23 protein-coding genes are annotated in these 21,052 nt (G+C 37.6%); 13 read left to right on the top strand and 10 right to left on the bottom strand.

The features are described from left to right. Positions 1-20: 20 nt before the first annotated feature. The 4 genes from H5157_RS00755 to H5157_RS00740 all read right to left on the bottom strand — a co-directional run bounded on the left by H5157_RS00755 (position 21) and on the right by H5157_RS00740 (position 2,735). On the bottom strand, positions 21-755 hold the full coding sequence (locus H5157_RS00755; protein ID WP_002958021.1) for an enoyl-CoA hydratase/isomerase family protein: 735 nt from the start codon (positions 753-755) through the stop codon (positions 21-23). Positions 756-853: 98 nt separating this feature from the next. Further along, positions 854-1,468 carry a DNA-binding response regulator gene (locus H5157_RS00750; RefSeq protein ID WP_138488568.1) on the bottom strand — a complete coding sequence of 205 codons (615 nt, stop codon included), beginning with the start codon at positions 1,466-1,468 and terminating at the stop codon, positions 854-856. Beyond that, on the bottom strand, positions 1,468-2,568 hold the full coding sequence (locus H5157_RS00745; RefSeq protein WP_182723925.1) for a sensor histidine kinase: 1,101 nt from the start codon (positions 2,566-2,568) through the stop codon (positions 1,468-1,470). The genes H5157_RS00750 and H5157_RS00745 overlap by 1 nt, the downstream gene beginning before the upstream one ends. Beyond that, positions 2,565-2,735, bottom strand: coding sequence for a hypothetical protein (locus tag H5157_RS00740; RefSeq protein ID WP_164487629.1), 171 nt, complete (start codon positions 2,733-2,735; stop codon positions 2,565-2,567). The genes H5157_RS00745 and H5157_RS00740 overlap by 4 nt, the downstream gene beginning before the upstream one ends. 159 nt (positions 2,736-2,894) lie before the next feature. Here H5157_RS00740 and H5157_RS00735 point away from each other — a divergent pair, with 159 nt between their 5' ends. The 4 genes from H5157_RS00735 (at position 2,895) to queG (ending at position 6,928) form a co-directional block, all read left to right on the top strand. Beyond that, on the top strand, positions 2,895-3,761 hold the full coding sequence (locus H5157_RS00735; RefSeq protein ID WP_024594632.1) for a DMT family transporter: 867 nt from the start codon (positions 2,895-2,897) through the stop codon (positions 3,759-3,761). Then, the gene (locus tag H5157_RS00730) at positions 3,758-4,462 is read left to right on the top strand and encodes a glycerophosphodiester phosphodiesterase family protein (protein WP_024599309.1); all 705 of its coding nucleotides are present in this window, start codon (positions 3,758-3,760) and stop codon (positions 4,460-4,462) included. Before H5157_RS00735 ends, H5157_RS00730 begins: the two co-directional genes overlap by 4 nt. Positions 4,463-4,507: 45 nt before the next feature. Beyond that, positions 4,508-5,728, top strand: a complete 1,221-nt coding sequence (locus H5157_RS00725) for a methyl-accepting chemotaxis protein (protein WP_182715725.1) — start codon at positions 4,508-4,510, stop codon at positions 5,726-5,728. A 66-nt stretch (positions 5,729-5,794) separates the two neighbouring features. Beyond that, positions 5,795-6,928 carry a tRNA epoxyqueuosine(34) reductase QueG gene (queG, locus tag H5157_RS00720; RefSeq protein ID WP_058154164.1) on the top strand — a complete coding sequence of 378 codons (1,134 nt, stop codon included), beginning with the start codon at positions 5,795-5,797 and terminating at the stop codon, positions 6,926-6,928. Between the two features lie 34 nt (positions 6,929-6,962). On the opposite strand, the gene H5157_RS00715 is transcribed toward queG, so the two are convergent. The 3 genes from H5157_RS00715 to H5157_RS00705 all read right to left on the bottom strand — a co-directional run bounded on the left by H5157_RS00715 (position 6,963) and on the right by H5157_RS00705 (position 10,747). Continuing rightward, positions 6,963-8,090 carry a PleD family two-component system response regulator gene (locus H5157_RS00715; RefSeq protein ID WP_182693580.1) on the bottom strand — a complete coding sequence of 376 codons (1,128 nt, stop codon included), beginning with the start codon at positions 8,088-8,090 and terminating at the stop codon, positions 6,963-6,965. A 54-nt stretch (positions 8,091-8,144) separates the two neighbouring features. Then, entirely contained in the window at positions 8,145-10,139 is a 1,995-nt protein-coding gene (locus H5157_RS00710; protein WP_182711443.1) for an ATP-binding protein, read from the bottom strand. A gap of 119 nt (positions 10,140-10,258) precedes the next feature. Beyond that, on the bottom strand, positions 10,259-10,747 hold the full coding sequence (locus H5157_RS00705; RefSeq protein WP_039485299.1) for a GNAT family N-acetyltransferase: 489 nt from the start codon (positions 10,745-10,747) through the stop codon (positions 10,259-10,261). An 81-nt stretch (positions 10,748-10,828) separates the two neighbouring features. On the opposite strand from H5157_RS00705, the gene H5157_RS00700 reads away from it, so the two are divergent. From H5157_RS00700 to H5157_RS00675, 6 genes are all read left to right on the top strand, one after another. Then, complete coding sequence (locus H5157_RS00700) at positions 10,829-11,404, top strand: glutathione peroxidase (RefSeq protein ID WP_182694709.1); 576 nt, start codon at positions 10,829-10,831, stop codon at positions 11,402-11,404. Positions 11,405-11,490: 86 nt separating this feature from the next. Continuing rightward, entirely contained in the window at positions 11,491-11,772 is a 282-nt protein-coding gene (locus H5157_RS00695; protein WP_002958009.1) for a peptidylprolyl isomerase, read from the top strand. Positions 11,773-11,836: 64 nt separating this feature from the next. Next, complete coding sequence (locus tag H5157_RS00690) at positions 11,837-12,415, top strand: glutathione S-transferase family protein (protein ID WP_024605976.1); 579 nt, start codon at positions 11,837-11,839, stop codon at positions 12,413-12,415. Positions 12,416-12,432: 17 nt separating this feature from the next. After that, the gene (locus H5157_RS00685) at positions 12,433-12,783 is read left to right on the top strand and encodes a DUF2750 domain-containing protein (RefSeq protein ID WP_002958007.1); all 351 of its coding nucleotides are present in this window, start codon (positions 12,433-12,435) and stop codon (positions 12,781-12,783) included. Positions 12,784-12,882: 99 nt separating this feature from the next. After that, positions 12,883-13,563: a hypothetical protein gene (locus H5157_RS00680; RefSeq protein WP_138488564.1), complete on the top strand. Its 681-nt coding sequence runs from the start codon at positions 12,883-12,885 to the stop codon at positions 13,561-13,563. 148 nt (positions 13,564-13,711) lie between these two features. Further along, positions 13,712-16,285 carry a M1 family metallopeptidase gene (locus tag H5157_RS00675; protein WP_182723924.1) on the top strand — a complete coding sequence of 858 codons (2,574 nt, stop codon included), beginning with the start codon at positions 13,712-13,714 and terminating at the stop codon, positions 16,283-16,285. 82 nt (positions 16,286-16,367) lie between these two features. Here the strand turns inward: H5157_RS00675 and H5157_RS00670 are convergent, their stop codons facing one another. Together H5157_RS00670 and H5157_RS00665 are read right to left on the bottom strand one after the other, a co-directional pair. Continuing rightward, complete coding sequence (locus tag H5157_RS00670) at positions 16,368-16,733, bottom strand: hypothetical protein (RefSeq protein ID WP_182723923.1); 366 nt, start codon at positions 16,731-16,733, stop codon at positions 16,368-16,370. 75 nt (positions 16,734-16,808) lie between these two features. Further along, positions 16,809-17,684: a hypothetical protein gene (locus tag H5157_RS00665; protein WP_182719879.1), complete on the bottom strand. Its 876-nt coding sequence runs from the start codon at positions 17,682-17,684 to the stop codon at positions 16,809-16,811. 157 nt (positions 17,685-17,841) lie between these two features. On the opposite strand from H5157_RS00665, the gene H5157_RS00660 reads away from it, so the two are divergent. From H5157_RS00660 to yjjG, 3 genes are all read left to right on the top strand, one after another. Continuing rightward, positions 17,842-18,741, top strand: a complete 900-nt coding sequence (locus H5157_RS00660; protein ID WP_002958002.1) for a phosphoribulokinase — start codon at positions 17,842-17,844, stop codon at positions 18,739-18,741. A gap of 63 nt (positions 18,742-18,804) precedes the next feature. Next, a complete protein-coding gene (gene yjjX / locus H5157_RS00655; RefSeq protein ID WP_182723922.1) occupies positions 18,805-19,350 on the top strand; it encodes an inosine/xanthosine triphosphatase in 546 nt (181 codons plus the stop codon). Between the two features lie 13 nt (positions 19,351-19,363). Further along, complete coding sequence (gene yjjG, locus H5157_RS00650; RefSeq protein WP_182723921.1) at positions 19,364-20,038, top strand: pyrimidine 5'-nucleotidase; 675 nt, start codon at positions 19,364-19,366, stop codon at positions 20,036-20,038. 81 nt (positions 20,039-20,119) lie between these two features. On the opposite strand, the gene lpxC is transcribed toward yjjG, so the two are convergent. Next, positions 20,120-21,031, bottom strand: a complete 912-nt coding sequence (gene lpxC, locus H5157_RS00645) for a UDP-3-O-acyl-N-acetylglucosamine deacetylase (RefSeq protein ID WP_002957999.1) — start codon at positions 21,029-21,031, stop codon at positions 20,120-20,122. Positions 21,032-21,052 lie beyond the last annotated feature (21 nt).

Genomic DNA, 21,052 nt, shown 5'->3' with positions numbered 1-21,052 from the left:
TAGCAATGCTAAAACCTATACTATTTTTTTTGTAGGTTTTTCCACAGCAGTTTACTTATATTATCAATAAAGCTTGGGTCTTCTTCTTTCATCGTAAGTAAAATCTGCTTATTCATTTGTGTTTTATTTTGAGCGTAAATCCAACGATTTTTATTAAACTGCTGGGCAAACTCAAGTACACCCGCTTGTAGTTCGTCGTTATTTGCAAACACAGCTTCAACTACTTTGTTCTCTAGCAACTGCTGTGCACCAACCCGCTCTCCTGACATAGCTAGGCGATTAAAGAATGTTTGCGAAATTGCTTTATTAATTATAGGAAACATCGATGGAACAAACGGCACCATTACATCCACTTCAGGAAAACAAAAAAAGCCTTTGTCTGATTTCATAAATCTAAAGTCGCACGCACACGCAAGTACAGAACCATTACCATAGGTATGCCCGTTTAACGCAGCAATAATAGGCATAGGAAAAGTAACTATACGTTTAAATAAGTCACTTATTTGAATCATAAAGTCTGAAATTGCTGCAGGTAAAATACTTGGATTAGACATCCATTGAAGGTCGATACCCAATGACCAGTTTTTATCACTTGAAGACGTTAAAATAACTGACTTAATATTTTGTTCTGCTTCAATGTGGTCTAGGTGTAAATTAAACTCAGCCAAAAACGCTGGGTTGTGGCGGTTTTCAGCGGTATTCATGGTGAGTATAGCGATATTATTTTTAGTTGTTAGTTCTATTAAATTTGCCATTAAAACCTCTTTTAGCGCTTTTTAAGCTAATTTTAAGCGCTGTTCGTTACTTTTACATATCATAGTAATACTTTGCTTATAATTTATAAACCCGCTAATTAAAGCCACCCTTTTTGTTTAGCTATACGCGCAGCATCTATGCGGTTAGTGGCGTTTAATTTTGCAATGGCATCCGATAGGTAGTTACGCGTAGTCCCTTCGCTAATAAATAACTGCTTGGCTATGTCGCTTGTTTTAAGGCCATCGCTTGCAAGTTTAAGGGCTTTGCGTTCTTTATCCGTAAGTGGATCTGCGTCGTCTAATGCATTAATAGCAAGCTCTGGGTCAATTACCTTTTGTCCCTGCATTACTTTTTTAAGCGCATTTATTAACTCTTCACTTGGTGCTTCTTTTAAAATAAAACCTTTTACGCCAGTCGTAAGCGCTCGCCTAATATAACCCGCACGAGAAAATGTAGTCATAATAACCATTTTTATAGTAGGAAATTTAACAGCTATTTTTTCGCTAAGCTCTATACCATTCATGGTTGGCATTTCTATATCGGTTAAAATTATATCGGGATGTAAATCACTATCAAGCGCCTCAATTGCATTAAGTGCATCTTGCCCGTTACTTGCTTGCCCAATAATCTCAATATTAAAATCAAGCCCTAACAATGCTGCTACTGCGTCGCGCACAAGCGCCTGATCTTCCACTAAATATACTCTGATCATTATAAATCCTTAGCTGTAATTGGCAGCACTACTTTTAAAGTAAAATTATCGCCACAGGTAAATGCTGCACTGCCATTTAGTTGCTCTGCTCGCTCTTTAATACCATTTAGGCCATTGCCCGAATTCAATGTACTGCACGGACCATGGTCAATTACGGTTATAAGTAACTGCTGCGCTGTTTGTTCTATATTTATTTCGCAATTTTTTGTATTGCTATGGCGTAATAAGTTAGTAACTGCCTCTTTAATTACAAGGCCTGCTATACCCTCTACTTTAGCGGGCAGAGCATTTAAAACCACATTAAATGAAACGTTAAATCCTTGCTCTATTAACCTTTGCTTTAACTGTGCTACTTGGCTGACAAGATTAAGCTGTTTTAAATCACTTACGGCGCTTCTTACATCGCTAAGTAACTGCCTTGCCAAATCGGCCACTTGTGCAATTTCGCTATTTGCTTGAGCGTAGCGCTCTCCTTGGTTTAATTTATTAGCAAGCTCAGCTTTTAAAGCAATAGATGAAAGTGAATGACCTAAAATATCATGCAAGTCGCGAGCTATTCGTTCTCGCTCTGCAATAGCTGCTAATTGCTCTAGTTGGTTAGCGCTTTCTTGTTCGCGCTTTTTGTATAAGCTTTCTCTTTTTGCTGCAATACCGTAACTAAATAATGTGGCGCATAGAATCAAAGCAACGCCTAAAAAGTATTGAACCTTACCTATATCTCCAATATATGTGCTTAATAAAACCGTGAATATAATTGCGATCGCAGCATAAATCCTTTGACGGGAGCTGTAAGAGTAGCCTGCTATATAGGCTACGAAACCAAATAAAGTAGGCGTACCTGTGGTGTAAAAAGTAGCGCAAAAACAAATTAAGAGCATGGCTACAAATAACTTAGTCACCCCTGCGCTTTTACAGTTTATTGCTTTTACATACAAAAGAATAAAAGCAATATAGAAGGCTAAAGACATAACAATTTGGTTAACTGTAAAGCTCGAAAAATTAATTATTAGCGGGAGTAAATAAAAGCCGGTAAAAATTAAATGTCCATATTTCCAAAAACCTTTATCGCTTTGTTGAGAAAAGCTGCTTAACGAGCTCATACTAATACCTCTGGCATATTATTTTTACTTATAGCACTATTTTTATTAATAAATATAAATAACATAAAAATGCATACCAGCATAAAGCAATCTGCGTACGTAATAGTAAAACTTAACGCCTCTAGCACTTCATTAATAGTTAAGCTGATTAAAATTAAAGAATTCATAATTACCTCCTGTTGAGTAAGGTAACTATGCCCGCGTACAAAAATAATAAGAGTGTGAAGTGTCATCAACTTTAATGACTTTTGTCATGCGGTAAAAAATTCATCTTAAGAATTTTTAAGCAATGTTAATATATTCAAAAAGTACAACAAGGAAACTAAATGCAGCCTCAGCAACAAAGTTTAATTTATTTACACATAGCGGTATTACTTTTTGGCGGGACCGCTCTATTTGCCAAACTTATTGGTTTAAATGCTTTAGATATTACCGTTTACAGAACTGCAATTGCAGGAATGGCTATTTTAGCCATGCTTTATTTTCAAAAAAAACAAATTAAACTCAACAAACCTAAAGACTATCTTATTGCGTTATTTTTAGGTGTTGCGGTGGGTATTCACTGGGTTACCTATTTTGCTGGTATGCAAATGGCCGGTATAACTATTGGAATGCTGGCATTTTTTAGCTACCCCGTAATGACGGTGTTTTTAGAACCCTTATTTAATAAAAGCAGGCCAAAAGCAAAAGATATAATAAGTGCAGCGGTGGTTGTTTTAGGTATTTACTTATTAGTACCAAGTGCAAACTTGGGCGATGATGTAACCCTAGGTGTAATAACAGGTGTGATATCAGCATTGTTTTTTTCAATAAGAAACATTACTCATAAGCGCTACTTTAGCCAATATGGCGGGCCGCAAACGATGTTTTATCAAACCTTAGTGGCAAGCATTATGTTGTGTGCATTTATAGAAGTACCAGTGTATGAGGTTAGTAATCATGACCTGATTTTAATTGCTGTAGCGGGTGTTATATTTACAGCTACACCGCACTCGTTATTTGCAGCAAGTTTAAAGCATTTATCAGCGGCAACTGCGGGGTTAATTTCTTGCTTGCAGCCACTTTATGGCACCATACTGGCTATAGTAATTATTCATGAACGTCCTACTGTTATGACGTTAGTTGGTGGAGCACTCATAGTGAGTGCCGCTTGTTTTGAAACGTGGTCAATCACTAAAAAGGCTCGACAATGAAAGTATTTGCACACCGTGGTGCCAGTGGGGATTTTCCTGAAAACACCAAAAGCGCTATTTTAGAAGCGTTAAAAGTAGGTGTTGATGGTATTGAAGTAGATATTCAAAGTTCCTTCGATGATTACATGGTAATACACGATTCATGGCTTGATAGAACCACCAGCGGTAAAGGCAGGGTGAGTAACTTTACCGCTCATGAGCTCTCTAAGCTTGATGCTGGAAATGGTGAAAAAATTCCTACTCTTCAGCAGCTGTTTGATTGGAATAACAATAAATCTTTATTAAATATTGAGCTTAAACACACGTTTGCACTAGAAAGGTTTGTGGCTCAATTAGAACAAAACATTGAAGCTAAAAAAATATCGAAAACCAATATTTTAGTATCATCGTTTGATCATCATCAACTACAGTGGCTTAAAAACAAGCTACCATGGCTTAAAATAGGCGCCCTTACTTCTTCTATTCCAATTAACTATGCAAAGTTTGCTAGTGATTTAAACGCTTATAGCGTACATGCAGATAAAACCTTTATAAATAAGGCCTTTGCAGAGGATGCAAAAAAAAGAGGCCTAAAGATTTATGCTTATACAGTCGATAGGGAAGAAGATATAGCGCTAATGCTTGAGTATGGCATAGACGGAATTTTTACAAATTACCCAGCGCGAACCAAAGCTTACTTGTTGTCGTTACAAAAAGGCTAACTTACATTCCCCTCACTTAAATAACAATCGTAGGGCTTGAGCATAATGAGTGGTTTCATGAAAATTTATAACTATATAGAGCAAACATTCTTTTTTACGTTAACCCGTAAAATAGTCGGTAATTTAAGTTTTGTATTATTGTTCCAAGCAATTACGTTATTTTGGCTGCATCAGAGTTTAAGCGAACAACAGCAAAGTACAGGGCTATTTTGGCTGCTTACGCTTGTGATTATATCTGGTTTTATTTTTACTCTTTTTTATATGCGTTTTTTAATTGTTCGCCCTGTTACTGCTATGCGCGATACTTTGATAGAAATAAACCAACAAGATGCAAATTTAGCAGCAAAACTTCCCCACTTTTCGTATGACGAATTTAAAGATTTAAGTTCACAATACAATATATTTACTGCCCATTTAAGTGAGTTACTCAGCACAACATATAACAGTGCTCAAGCGAGTGCACACAGCAATACACAAGTCACTGAATCAATGAAAAATACTGAGCAATCAAGTGAGCAACAAATACAGTTAAGCCACAGTATTATTAATGCCAGTATGCAAATAACCCAAAGCTTACAAGACATAGTAAATAATACAGATAGCGTACATAACGTTAATAATGAACACCTTAACTTTGTAAAACTATCTGCGTCAGAACTCGCTGCTTTAGTAGAGCAGGTAAAACTTATTACTAATATGCTAGGTAGCTTTTCAAATACAATTGCGGGACTAAAAGAGAACAGTGAAAACATTCGTAGTATTTTAAAAATGGTTGAAGAGTTTTCTGATCAAACTAATTTGTTAGCCCTCAACGCCGCAATAGAAGCAGCTAGAGCGGGTGAAGCTGGCAGAGGATTTGCCGTAGTTGCAGACGAAGTACGCACGCTTTCAATAAAGGTAAGTGGCGCAACTAGGCAGATTAGCGACTTTATAAATCAGATGAATGATTTGGTAAACGAGACAAATAAAGAGTCAGAGCAATTAATGACTCACTCTAATAACGCACAAAGCTCAATTAGTGCAACCTGTGATGGCTTTACTAAAATGCTTAGTGAGTTTGAGCACAACCAGCAGCAGCTGCAACAAATAGCCAGTGCTGTACATTTGCTTGAGGGCACCCAAAGTACGACTCACCAATCGGTAGAGCAAATCGTAGCTTTAGGGGAGCAAGCTAAACAACAAATAGATACGGCATTAGCCGATAGCGAGCAATCTCAACAGCTTAGCTTACAAACCCAACAACAGTTAAAGCGCTTTGTGCACTAAGAAGCGTTTTCGGGCTCAGAGAAATATGGTAAATTACGCAGCTATTAATTTAAGTGTGTAAAGCGTGTGAGCAACCCTACCCCAGACTATGAAAAATTAGCCCTGCAAATAAAAACCTGGGGGCAAGAGCTTGGCTTTAGCGAAGTGGGCATTACTGATATTGACTTATCTAAGCACGAAGCCCAATTGCAACGTTGGCTTGATGCAGGCTACCACGGCTCGATGGATTATATGGCTGCCCACGGTATGAAACGCGCCCGCCCTGCTGAATTAGTGCCTGGTACACAGCGTGTTATATCCGTAAAAATGAATTATCTCCCTCCCGATGCTGGCTTTGCAAAAACCTTAAAAAATAAAGAAAAAGCATATATAAGCCGCTATGCATTAGGTCGTGATTACCATAAATTAATGCGTAATCGTTTAAAAAAACTCGGCCAAAAAATAGAGCAAGAAGTTGGCGAGTATGGCTTTAGACCCTTTGTAGATTCAGCCCCTGTACTTGAGCGTCAACTTGCCGAAAAAGCCGGCTTAGGGTGGCGTGGTAAGCATTCGTTATTAATTAACCAAGAAGCTGGGTCGTGGTTTTTTTTAGGCGAGCTATTTATTGATTTACCTCTACCAATTGATGCAGAAAACACCTTTGAAGGCTGCGGAAAATGCGTTGCTTGTATTACTCTTTGCCCAACAGGTGCAATTGTAGAGCCCTACGTTGTTGATGCACGTAAATGTATATCGTATTTAACCATAGAACACCAAGGGCCAATACCAGAGCAGTACCGTTCTTTATTAGGTAATCGTGTTTATGGTTGTGATGATTGTCAGTTGGTATGTCCTTGGAATCGTTATGGACAAATAACTGACGAAAATGATTTTCATCCTCGCACTCAATTAAAAGATAAAGATTTACTTGAGCTGTTTGCCTGGGATGAGCCTACATTTTTAAAAAATACCGAAGGCAGCCCTATTCGTCGCATTGGTCACGAACGTTGGTTACGTAATTTAGCAGTTGGTTTAGGTAATGCAGAGTTCAGCCCCGCTATTATTAATGCCCTACAAGATAAAAGCCAAATATGCAGCGAACTTGTTTTAGAGCATATTGAATGGGCACTTGCTCAGCAAAACGATAAACAACGATTACAAATTCGTAAAACAGCTAGGTTAATTAGAATTGTAGAAAAAGGCTTACCAAGGGATGCATAGCACCGCTTAAGTAAACCTTTATATTGCGAAGTAACTAGTTTTTCAAAAGTAACGATAGATCTTGTTCTATCTCTGTAAAGGCTGCTTTGACTTGTTTAACAGACTCTTCTCTTGCTACTGAGTTTTGGATAGTTTCATCTACTTTTTTATAAATAAACACCTCCTGATCTTCATCCAGTCCCATTGATGGGATACGTTCTTCGAGCTCTTCTTGTAACTGTTTAAACACTTTTTCGTTGTTTTGACGGTTTTCATTCAACAAGCTAATTAAGCTATGAAACTTACTATGAACAGTACTTGCTACGGCATTAAGTTTCGCTCGTTGTGATTCAAGCATTTTCTTGGTCATGATGGCGCGTAGCTGCTGCTCGGTAACACTTACAATAAAACATACGTGGTCGCGTATACGACCATGCTTATCAGGGTCATGATCGGGCATATTTAAAATGAGTAAGCTAATCAATTCATAGTTAACTAAAATTCGGTGCGAAAACTCATGTAAGCGCCCTTTGTTTTTCAGCATTTCAAATAGCTCCACCACAATAGGTGAACACACGCCGTTTAGCGCAAAGTGGCTAATTTCATTATTTTCTCTAAATTCTACATTGCTTTGTAAATCAAAAGACTGAAGGCAATCTACAAGCGCTTTACCTAGCTCTTGAGGATCGTTAATAAAGCCTATGTTTTCAACGTAGTTAACTATTTGCCCCATTTCACTGCTATTGGCCATTGCATTAAATGCAGTTGATGTTGCATCTTCAACTTGCTTTTCTAGGCTTTGCTTTTCAACGAGTACTTGATTTAAATTTTTAAGCTTAGATTTAAGTTCGTCATGGCCAAAAGGTTTTACAATATAATCTTCTGCGCCAACAGAATAGCCTTCCATGCGTTCTTCAACAGTGCCGCGAGCAGAAACAAACATAACAATAATGTGTGCGGTATTTGGATTTGCTTTAAGTGCTTTACATACTTCATAGCCGTTCATTTGCGGCATACTTACGTCGAGTAATATAACCTGAGGCATATAACCTTCAACCATGTTTAAACACTCAGGACCATTTGTTGCTACTTGTAATTCAAAATCAAGCTCCTCTAAAATTTCCTCAATAATTTCAAGGTTAAAGGGTTCGTCATCAACGGCAAGTATTTTAGTTAAGGCCATAATTTATCATCCATTCAAATTCTTTAAAAAGTTACTTGGTATGCCAAAAAACAATTAATTAGTGTGTTGTATTAACTGATCTTCAGCTAAATGCTCGTCTAAGTTTATTTCTAATGGCACTTGTATAGATATAGTTGCACCACCATTTTCGTTGTTACGTGCAGTGATTTCACCTTGGTGTAAAGATACAAACTCTCTACACAATGCAAGGCCTAACCCTGTGCCACCAGCACCACTATTTGTTTTACTGCTTTGCACAAACTTAGTAAAAATATGCTCCAACTCATCTTCTGGTATACCGACCCCATTATCGGTAACCTCTATAGTAGCAAGCTTATTATCTGACTCTAAATTTACCCGTATTTTACTTTTAGGTTCGCTAAATTTAAGTGCGTTACCTAGTACGTTTCGAAGTAACTGGTTTATTTGCTCTTCATCACATTGTGCAATTACAGGTAATGGCTGTGCGGTAAATATAATCTCAATTTCTTTTTCCATTGCCGTACCAGACACATCATCAATACTTGTTTTAATAATATTCGCTAAATTATAGGGACGAGGGTTAAATGGAAACTTGCCTACATCTAGCTTAGATAGGTCGAGTAAATTATTTAGTAACGACAGTAAACGCTCACCACTACTCTCTATTCGCGATAAATACTTAATGAGTTTTTCTTTTGCAAAATCTCCAGCTTCTAATTTACTTAAACCAAAACGAGAAAAGCTTAAAATAGAGTGCATAGGTGTTCGAAGTTCATGCGACATGTTTGCTAAAAATTCTGATTTACTTAAGTTTGCAGCCTCAGCCACATTTTTAGCATGCTCGAGTTGTGAAGTACGTGCTCTTACTTGCTCTTCAAGAACATCTTTTGCTTCAAGTAATAAATCCTCTTTTTGCTTAAGATGGGTTACATTTTTAAATATGACCGCAAGTGCTATTTCGCCATGGTGATCTATCTCATTAAAAGAGCCAACTAAGGGTATATAACCTCCTGCTGTTTTAGATAAACGTAAATCGCAGCTAAATTGTCGATTACTATTTAATGTCGAAATCTTATCTTTAATACCTAAAATTGAATCATCATCTAAAAAATCAAATACTGATTTACCTTCGAGTTCATTAAACGGTAAGTTAAATAGTCTCAAGCAAGCATCATTAGCTTCTATCACTCTACCGCACTTTTCAAATAACATAATTGCATCGGGCGTATGTTTATAAATAACCTGAAGTAGGCTGTCTTTTTCAATTAGGGCATCAACCGTATCTTGTAGCCTTTCTACAAGCTCTGCGTTATGACGTTTTAATAACTCTGTTTGCCATAATTTATGTATTGATTGTAATAGTGAGCTATCGTTTAAAGGTTTAATAAGTACGTCTTCTACACCTTGACGAATTGCGTCGATCATTGAAACTTGATCAGGGCGTGAGGTAAATAACAAACAACGACAATGCGGTTGGGTTACTTTTAAATTTGAAAAAATTCCTAAACCTGTTCCGTCATCTAAAATAAAATCGCTTATCAGTATATCTATTTGCTTTTCTTTACTAATTTCTAAAGCTTCTGCGGAGGTTGTTGCAGTATGAGTCTCGATATGAGCACCGATTAAGCTATTTTTCATTTTTTCGAGACGTTCAGGAACATGGTCGACGAGTAAAATAGTAGGTAATTGCAAAATATGGTTAGAGCCTAATTCTAATAGGCTCTCTAAAAGAGAAGTAATTTCTTTATTAGAAAAAAATGGGTAGACCACGGTTGCGTCAGGCGCAATATGATTTAGCTCGCTAAACGCAGTTAGTTGTTCACCGCTTTGTGCTTTTGGCGCAAGCAGCATAAAGCGCTCTTGCGCTACTTCGCTTACAAGCGGTTTTATAGAATCAACAGGCACACCATGGGCAACAACAACTAAGTCGTAATCGCCTATATTGGTATACATATCTAGCATGCTGAAATGAATTAATTCGACCTCACACCCTATTAATTCTAAAAGCACTTTCACACGCATCGCGATGACACTACTACTATCAATAATTAATATTTTTCGAATCATCAAGCCACACTTCAAATTAATAAACTTAATATCCTAATAGCGTAGTCTATTTTTATTTAATTGGCATAAAGCCCTATCGTTATTTTGTAAAAAAATATTACAAGCTTTCAAAAAACAGTTTATTTAAGATGCTTTCCAAAAATAGTCAGGCTGTAGGGCTTGTTATCCATTATGGCAACGCTTGGTAACTCGCCCCATATTTCAAAATCAAAATGCTTAAATAATTTAACACTGGGTAAATTATGACTAAAAATAAAACCAAGCAATACTTTAATATTTAATTGCTTAGCTTGTGTTTGAGCAAATATCATTAGCTTTTTACCAAGCCCTTTACCTTGTGCTTTACGGGTAATGTAAATGCTCATCTCTACTGTGCCATCGTAAGCAGGACGCCCATAAAACGATTTATAACTTACCCAAGCAAGTACTTGGTTATTTTCGCAGTAAACATAAATAGGCCTTTTATCGTTATGGCTATTAAACCAGTCACGCTTTTCGTCAACAGTAACTTCTTCGGTATCTGCAGTTACCATTCGCCCTGCAATGGTTTCGTTATAAATGGCTACAATTTCATTAAGATCATCAATAGTTGCTAAACGGGTTGTCATAGGTCATTCAAAGGTTGATCAATTTGTTTCATATTAGCGTATGATTAACCAATCAAACAATTGAAAAGTTTAGGTAATGTAATGCTAAAAAAAATTATAATAGGATTAATGGCTTTATTTATTAATGCCCCACTCCACGCTGAAACATCATCAACTATTAACCAAACCTCTACCCAAGACTGTCAAGATTTTACCAATGTCGATGTTCGAAAGCTTCGCTCAAAAGAATCTATTAATTTATGCCAATTTAAAAATAAGCCTTTATTAATAGTAAACACGGCAAGCAACTGTGGTTTTACACCCCAATTTAAAGGCCTTGAAGCGCTATATCAACGATACAAAGAACAAGGTTTAGTCGTATTAGGGTTCCCTTCTGATGATTTTTTTCAAGAAGAGGATAGTGAAAAAGAAACTGCAAAAGTATGCTTTGTAAATTATGGTGTAACCTTTCCTATGTTTGCTACAAGCGAAGTGCGTGGTAGTAAAGCGAATCCAATTTTTAAATATTTGAATGAGCAAACTAGCTCTCCAAATTGGAACTTTTATAAGTACTTAGTGTCTGCTGATCGTGAGACGGTTTTACGGTTTAACAGCAAAGCAGCACCTGATTCAGAACAAATGATTGCTGCAATTGAAACTGTGCTTTCTGATAAATAAGTTTATACTGGTACAATTAGTTGAAACTAACTAGAATGATATTTTAATTCGGTTAAAAAAACACCACACTATACTCGGGAGATTTTATGACAGTAGCAAGCGCACGACATATACTTGTAGACAGTGAAGCACAATGCTTAGACTTAAAAACAAAAATTGAGCAAGGCGAAGACTTTGCTGAATTAGCCAAAGCGCATTCAAACTGCCCATCAGGTCAAGATGGCGGTGCTCTTGGTGAGTTTGGTCCTGGTATGATGGTTCCAGAGTTTGATAAAGTTGTGTTTTCAGCTCCAATTAACCAAGTACAAGGCCCTGTGCAAACTCAATTTGGTTATCATTTACTTGAAGTTACTAGCCGTTCAGAATAAATTTAACTGTATCGTAAGTAACGTTTTATAAAAGCCGCTTATGCGGCTTTTTTATGGAGTAATTATGCAATTAATTGGTTCTGTACCTTCACCTTACGTGCGCCGAATTAGAATTTGGGCACAACAAAACAACTGTAAACTAGAGCTTGTGAGTCTTGATATATTTTCTGAGCAAGATCGCCCTACTATGGCCAGTAAAAATCCAGCTCGAAAGATTCCTATTCTGGTAGATGGCGACTTAACACTTAGTGACTCTAATTCTATATTGCGCTATTTACTTGAAAAAACAGGTCAACCAAAACTAACGTGGCCGCAAGAGCACTTACTTACGACTATAAATGCCTGTAACGATTCGCTAGTAGAAATGTTGCTATGTGAACGCTCTGGATTTGACACCAAAAGCGATAAACTCTTTTTTAATTTGCAAAACGAACGAATTGAACAAACATTAAGCTTTTTAAATACCCATTTAAGCGATGAAGAATTTAAAAGCTGTGAATACCTCAACATCAGTTTATACTGCCTGCTTGATTGGATTTGCTTTCGTGAATTAACTGACTTTAGTCAGTATTCAGAGCTTGTTGCTTTTCATAAGCAATATGGCAAGCGTCAAGCAGCAATAGATACTAATCCTCGTCACTAATTTAAAAAGGTAAACACATGAGCGATATCGAAATTGAATCACAACTAGTTAACTTTGTAGAAAAAGTACGTGTTAGCGAAGTAATTTGGGCACTTGGTGCAGAAGATAATGGCTTTGTAGTGTGCGATTCTAACCAATTTGACGAAACTGACGTACTACTGCTTTGGGAAAGTGAAGAAGCAGCTAAAGCGCAATGTAAAGAAGAGTGGAAAGACTACAGCCCTGTAGAAATAAATCTTGATGAATTTTTAGATGCATGGGTTGAAGATTTAAATGAAGATAACGCACTTGTTGGCATTAACTGGAATGATGACCAAGTATGTACAGAGATTGAACCTACTGGTTTAGCTCGCGCATTAAGTGAATAATACTTTATACGCTTTATTTTAAGAGCGGATAAAACCCGACTAGCATCTACTGCTAGTTGGGTATAAAATAAAACACATCATTATTTTCAAGGTATTACGTTGAAAACCCATCTTGGTCGCCGGCCCTTTTCAGCCATGGAACTGCACACTCTTTATAATGGATATATATACGGTGATTTTAAAGTTGCACGTGAGCAACCAAAACACTGGCATTTTTGGCTTCCTCTAATTGCATACTACAGTGGTGCATATAGCGATGAAATTGGCTATCTAACGCTTGATGATCTGTCCCTTGAAAAAGATGTCTTATGTTTTAATTTTCATACTCACGGTAAGATAAAACCTCGCTTAGTTCCAGTGCATCAGGCACTTATAGATGCCGGGTTTAATGAATATTTAGCATTCATAAAATCACAAAATCAACAACGATTAATGTTCGACTTACCCGCTAAAACTGGCAGATACAGTGAAAAAGTCCGTATTTGGTTTTCAGGTGAAGGTGAGCGAGCCGGCTATTTACAAAAGTGTGATATACCAAACGTTGATCAACTCGGTATGAAAACAGCCATAAGCAGCCTTCGTCTTAACTTTGAGCAACAAGTGCGTATACATGCTCTGCAAGCCAACTCTAAAGACGCCTTTAATTATCTCATGGGATTTAACGAATACCCACATAATGAATTTAAGGACGTGCTTTTATTAAATAACGTGATCCAAAAAATACGTATTATTAACTCACACCTGCATTGGCAGCGTTTTATAACACGCGAAAGCCACTGACAAACTTTGTTACTATTTCCCCTTAAAGTCATCGTTATAATCAATTACTCTATTAAAAAAAACTGTTAGGATATCTAACCCCCTAATAATATGAGCATAAAAAAGCCTATTTAGGGTAGTTTCTAACAACAACAATCTAGGGATCACTATGTTTCTTAAAAGCCTCTTAACAGTGAGCGTTGCTTTGGCAATGGGTGCTGCAAACGCTAACGAATTCGTTATTGAAAAACTCGCAAAACCAAGTTCACAACAGGTATCGTTAACACTCGATCCGAGCCAAGATACATTCACAGGGATGACTGAGATTTCCCTAGAAGTACTAAAACCAACAAAATACATTGAATTAAATGGCGTAGCTTACGCTGTTAAAATGGCGCAACTGCTTGGCGACGAAAACTGTCACTTAAACAACGAAATGCTTAAAACAGGTAAAGTTAAATTTAGCTGTGATGAGCAAATTCAACCAGGTAAATACACCCTTAAAGTTGATTTTTCAGCGCCATATAACCGTCAAAGTGTTGGTTTATACAAAACGTTAGACCAAGGCACACCTTACTTATTTACTCAATTTGAAATGAGTGATGCACGCCGTGCATTTCCTGTTTTTGATGAGCCAAGTTACAAAATTCCATTTCAGTTAACGATTACCGCGCCTACATCACAAAAAGTATATTCAAATACGCCAGAACTAAAAACAACGGTTGATGGCGATATGACCACACACTTTTTTGATAAAACGCCGCCAATTCCTTCATACTTAGTCGCGATGGCTGTTGGCCCATTTGAAGAATTAGATATTAAAGGCATGCCAATTCCTGGTCGTGTAATTACCCCTCAAGGTAAAATTCACTTAGCCCAATACGCAAAAGAAAACATGCCAAAAGTACTGGGCGCACTTGAAGCGTATTTTGGTATTCCTTACGTTTACAAAAAATTAGACTCAGTAGCGGTACCAGAGTTTCCATTTGGCGCAATGGAAAACTCAGGCTTAGTAACCTACCGAGAAGATATTTTATTAGTTGATTTAGCTGCAGCAACACGCAGTAAAAAACAGCGTAATGTATCAATTATTGCTCATGAACTTGCTCACCAATGGTACGGTAATTTAGTAACCATGAAATGGTGGAACGACTTATGGTTAAACGAAGCATTTGCTAGCTGGATGGCTGCAAAAATTACTAAGCAGCTTAACCCTGAGTTTGAATCGCACTTAGACCTGCCACAAAACAACGTAATGGCACTTGATGCACGCCTAAGCACCAAGCCTATTCGTAAGCCAATTAAAACCGAAGCCGACATTATGGACGGTTTAGGTCTTGCTTACAGTAAAGGTAGTTCAGTACTTGCTATGGTTGAAAACTGGATTGGCGAAGATGCATTTCAAAAAGGTATTCAAAGCTACTTAAAAGAGTTTTCATATAAAAATGCTGAAGCGGCCGACTTATGGGAAGCACTTGGTAAAGCGTCAAATAAAGACGTAGCGAGTGTTTTAAAATCGTTTATTGAGCAATCTTCTTTCCCACTAGTTAAAGTAACTCAACAAGGTAGCAAAGTAACTATTTCACAAAGCCGCTTTGTAAACGCAGGCGTTGATGCGCCAGAGCAGTTATGGAATGTACCGGTGGCAATTAAATATGGTGCTGGCGATAAAGTGAAAACAGCAAACGTATTACTTAATAAACAAAGCCAAACACTAGATTTAGACTTTGAACCAGAGTGGATTTATCCCGACCAAGGTGCATTAGGCTACTACCGCTGGGTAATGGATGATGCACAATTTAGCGCACTTGTTAAAAAGGCGCCAAGCGTACTGAGTGACCGTGAACGCTTAGCGTTACTATCTGCTACTGATGCGCTACTTGATGCTGGTGTTATATCTGCTGCTAAGTTAATGCAAACACTTGAAGTGTTCGTAAGCGATAGCCACCCTCGCGTAGCAAATACCGCACTAGGTTACTTAGTGTCGCAACAGCGCACTTTTAAAGACGATAGCAATAAAGACCTATGGCCTGAATTTATTCGCGGTGCAGTAACGCCTGCTGCTAAAAAATATGGTTTAGAAGCAAAAGCGGGTGAAGATGGTGCTATTGCACAACTTCGTGCAGCCGTTGTATCACGCTTAGGTTTTGATGGTGAAGATCAAAACGTCATCAATAAAGCCAAAGAACAAACGCAGGTTTATTTAAATGATCCACAAAAGGTAGACCCATACTTAGCGGGTACGTACTTAACTCTTGCTGCTTTTCATGGTGACAAAGCGCTGCTTGATCAATTCATGACAACGTTTAAAACGACTAAAGATCCGCAAGTACGCACAAACATGCTTGCAGCTATGGGCTTTTTTGGTAAACCTGAGTTACAAAAAGCGGTATTAGCTTATAGCTTAACGGATGAAGTAACGGCATCTGACATGCGTACTATTTTGTCAGGTCAAAGTTACACAGATGAGCGCCAAGCATTATTTATTGATTGGGTTTACAGTAACTACGATAAAGTAACAGCAAGCTTACCGCCGTTCTTTATACCTAACTTGCCGTACTTTACAACTGCAAGCTGTGATGCAGAAAGTTTAGCGACAACAAAAACCTTCTTTAACGAAAAAGTAGCTGATGTAGCTGGTTACGCTCGTACATTAAGTAAGCTTGAAGAAAGCACAAACGATTGTATCGCGCTTAAAACACGTGAACTTGAATCGGTTAATAGCTTTTTAAAAAGTAAGTAATTATTAGGTTTATTGAGCTATAAAAATACAAAAGCCGCTGAAAATAAATTCAGCGGCTTTTTACGTTTATATTTTTGCTTTATTAATTACCAATAATCATAGTTAGCTTGGCTATAAAATCTTTGGCTGCTTGCTCAGAATTTATTTTAAACGCAACACCGTAGTGAATAGGTTGAGCGCTTTTAAAAATGCGCGTAGGAAAGCGTGTCATCTCACTGCTATGGAAGTACCCTTGCGCACGCGTCACGCCATCGATATCATAAAAATCATCGCTAAACACTTCAAATGCTGGGCGAATTACTATTTTACCCTTGCCGCTTTCGCTGTGGGTATAAAATGCTTCTTTAGAGTTTACTAACATGTACTCTGCAATATTTTTAATCTTAAAATTACTTCTGCACTGTAATTTAATGAGCTGTTCTGTCAGCTCGTCTGCACTATAAGCCACGTGTAATCCCTATTAGTTAATTTGCGTATTAGATTAACGCATACACACAATAAAATCTGAATTTATTTGTCTGCTTCACTTTGTTATATCACATACAAAAGCGAGTTTTTCATTGTTGTAACTCATTCTTGTTATATTTGTTTCGCAGTAGGTGCTTAAATTAAGCCATTGCGATACTTCATCACTTCCATCAAGTTTACGCTGATAAACGCGGTTTTTAATAGCATAAGCAATGGTCGCATTATCTTTTAAAATAAAATCTTGAACTTGAGCCGGTAACCTTAATAGGTCTTCAACTTGTTTATCTTGTGGATTAAAACTCGCTAAAATGTGTTGCTCGTTTTTAGTGTAACTAAATAAAAATGCAGCCATTGAGTTGTTATAAATAAGCGTTCGGCCAATATTACTGGCAGCTATTTCCCCCTTCGCTTGTGCAACAGAAGTATATTGAAGCGTGTGAGGCTTTCCTAAAATAAACATCACTAAATCATTTTGGACACCCCATGCATGGTATCCAACAGGTTCAATCCAATCAAAAATACGACGTGGCGCATCTTCATTTTTGAGTGGGTATTGCCACAATTTTTGCTTACCGTCAGCTTCTACAACAATCGCTGATATCGCATCACCACTTGGCATAACTGTTGGTGAGTATTCGCTTACGGGAGAGTTAGTTATATTGGTAACTTTTTTTGACGTGAAATCATAATAAGCAATATCAGTTTGGCTTTGCCCTTTATTAATTACTTCATGAGTAAAGTATAAACCTGTACTTGTTAAGTGCGGTTGGTTGTTATAACTATTTTTATCGCTCACAATACTAACTTGTACCCCGAAAGGTGTATTTAAATCAGCAAGTAATACTTGGCTTTTTGGCATGCTAGCCTGCACCACTATTGGGTTCAGCGCTGCTATAGAAAATAATCCAAGTAATGGTTTAATAAGTTTCATGCTTTCTCTCGTTTTAATTTTAAGCACCTCATGATAACGTTATTTGCTGATGGCGTCACTTGAGCTAAGTCAGTCAACTCTTAAGATACCCAAACGACTTAAAATAATGTTAAGTTTAGTCTGGTTATAAAACCTGGTCCTAAAAAAGAGAATTAACATGTCAGCTAAAAATCCTATTATTGCGATTACGGGTTCATCTGGTGCGGGTACAACCACCACAACGAATGCAATTAAACATATTTTCCGTAGCCTTAATATTCAAGCGGCTTTTGTCGAAGGAGATAGCTTTCATCGTTACACTCGCCCCGAAATGGATAAAAAAGTTCGAGAAGCACAACAAGAAGGTAAACATATTAGTTACTTTGGCAGAGAGGCCAATGACTTTGGCGCTTTAAAAACGCTGTTTGAAAACTATAGCGAAACAGGTCAAGGAAAGTTACGCCGCTACTTACATACCTTTGATGAAGCCGTTCCGTACAATCAATTACCAGGTACATTTACACCTTGGCAAGATCTTGACCATAATACTGACATTTTGTTTTATGAAGGGTTACACGGTGGTGTAGTTGATCAAGATGTAGACGTTGCAAAGCATGTCGATTTATTAATAGGCATGGTTCCAATTATTAACCTTGAATGGATTCAAAAATTAATACGCGATACATCCGAACGAGGCCATTCTCGCGAAGCGGTTATGGGCTCTATTGTGCGCAGTATGGATGACTATATAAATCATATTACCCCGCAGTTTTCTCGTACCCATATTAATTTTCAACGCGTGCCGACCGTTGATACATCAAACCCATTTAGCGCCAAAGATATTCCATCTCTTGATGAAAGCTTTGTAGTTATTCGCTTTAGGGGTATTGATGATGTTGATTTTCCTTATTATTTACGGATGATCGAAGGCAGTTTTATGTCTCGTATTAATACGCTTGTAGTACCAGGGGGCAAAATGGGCTTAGCTATGGAGCTGGTTCTTACTCCACTTATTAAAGATATTATTTTGAAAAAGCGTGCACTGGAAAACTTAGCACCTTTGGATATACCTATTTAACTCTTCTTCTAAGATTGAGCTCTCTCACGTACACTGCTGATTTTAGTAACAATAAGGGACATTGTGTTGTACTCATTAAAAATTATTGTGGGTTCTAAAAACCCTGTAAAAATTAACGCTGCTAAACATATTTTTGCAATGTATTTCCCTGAACATGAAATTGATTGCCAAGGTGTTGATGCTCCATCCAATGTGCCAGATCAACCTATTGGCGAAGAAGAAACACGTGTTGGCGCACAAAACCGTGTTAATTATTGCAAAGAGCATTACCAAGCTCACTACTACGTGGCAATGGAAGGCGGTGCAGAGCAATTTAGCTATGGTGCAGCAACCTTTGCTTACGTAGTTATTGATAATGCCTTAAATCAGGTTGTAGGGCGCAGCAGCAACCTCCCCTTGCCTCAAGTGCTTTATAACGCATTACTTAATGGCGAAGAGCTTGGCGATGTAATGGACAAAGCATTTAATACCACCAACGTTAAACAAAAAGGGGGCGCTATTGGGTTACTTACAAACAATCATGCCACGCGCGAAAGCACCTATACACAAGCACTCACTTTAGCTATGGCGCCCTTTCTACACGTAGATCTCTACAGCCAAAAAAATTAATTTAGGAAGTTTAATGAAATACAACTATGTATTGTTTGATGCAGACGAAACCTTATTTAGGTTTGATATTTTAGCGGGCATGACTCGCATGTTTAAAGCTTACAACGTAGATTTTAGCCAAGACGATTATGTTCATTATCAAAAAACCAATAAGCAGCTGTGGGTTGATTATCAAAATGGCACTATTAGCGCAGATTACTTACAAGTAACACGCTTTAATGAGTGGGCTTCAAAACTTAATGTGCCCGCAAAAGAGCTAAACGATGCTTTTTTAGATGCTATGGCGCAAATTTGCGAGCCATTACCTGGAGCTATTGAGCTTTTAAATAAACTTAAGCCAAATGCTCGATTAGGTATTATTACTAACGGATTTGCCCGCTTACAAACCGTACGCCTTGAGTATACTGGCTTAAAAGATATGTTTGAATGGTTAGTAATATCTGAACTTGTGGGTATAGCAAAACCAAATAAAGCGATTTTTGAGCACACATTTGAGCTAATGGGTAACCCTGATAAAAGCGAGATACTTATGGTGGGTGATACTGCTGCAAGCGACATACTTGGCGGCAACAATGCAGGTATTGATACTTGCTGGTTACAACACCCTGGTGAGCAATTAGCCGATGGAATAAAACCAACCTATACAGTAACTCATTTAAATCAGTTACAAGATCTTTTAGAGTTATAATAGAGTAAATTTTACGCAAAAAAAATGACGCTAATTAGCGTCATTTTTTATAACTGTTTGCGAGCTGTTCTTTTACTGCTTTTAGGCTGGAGCTAACTCAAGACCGGGTGCAGGCATCGTCACAGGCGTTTCAAATGTTGCCCACTCCCATGCTGACTCTGTAGCCATAATTTTACGTAGTAATTTATTATTTAAATCATGACCCGATTTAAATGCTGTTACTTTACCTAAAAGATTATGGCCTGTCATAAACATGTCACCAACACAGTCTAATATCTTGTGCTTAACAAACTCATCGCTATAACGTAAGCCATTAGGATTTAAAACTTTGAATTCATCAAGTACCACAGCACTATCCATGCTACCACCTAGCGCTAGGTTGTTCGCATGCATGTATTCAATATCTTTCATAAATCCAAAAGTACGCGCACGGCTAATTTCTTCAATAAAGCTTTGCGTTGTTATATCCAACCCAATACGTTGGCGACTTTCATTGATAGCTGGGTGGTTAAATGCAATCTCAAAGTCGATATGAAAACCATCATATGGTTCAACTTCAGCCCACTTACCATCTTCTTCAATGCGTACTTTTTCTTTAATACGGATAAAGCGTTTAGCAACATTTTGTTCTTCAATTCCGCCCTTTTGTAACAGATATATGAATGGTAATGCACTACCATCCATAATCGGCACTTCTGAGCTGTCTAATTCTACAATTAGATTATCAATGCCCATTGCAGCAACAGCTGCAATAAGATGCTCAGTAGTTGATAAGCGAACACCATCTTTGTTAATTAAACAGGTACACAACTGCGTATCACCAACGGCTTCAGGTGTTGTTTCAAAATCAACAACCGGATCAAGGTCGACACGACGAAATACAATCCCAGTATTTGCGCTCGCAGGTCGGAGAGTTATTGTGACCTTCTCACCTTTATGAAGTCCAATTCCTATGGCTTTGACTACTTGTGCAATCGTACGCTGTTTAATCATAGGTATGCTCACTTTTAAATC

This window comes from Pseudoalteromonas sp. SG43-3 (assembly GCF_014164385.1).
Classification (GTDB): Bacteria; Pseudomonadota; Gammaproteobacteria; order Enterobacterales; family Alteromonadaceae; genus Pseudoalteromonas; species Pseudoalteromonas distincta.
The sequence above is the reverse complement of the archived record's forward strand: the minus strand, read 5'-3'. Positions and strand labels throughout refer to the sequence as shown.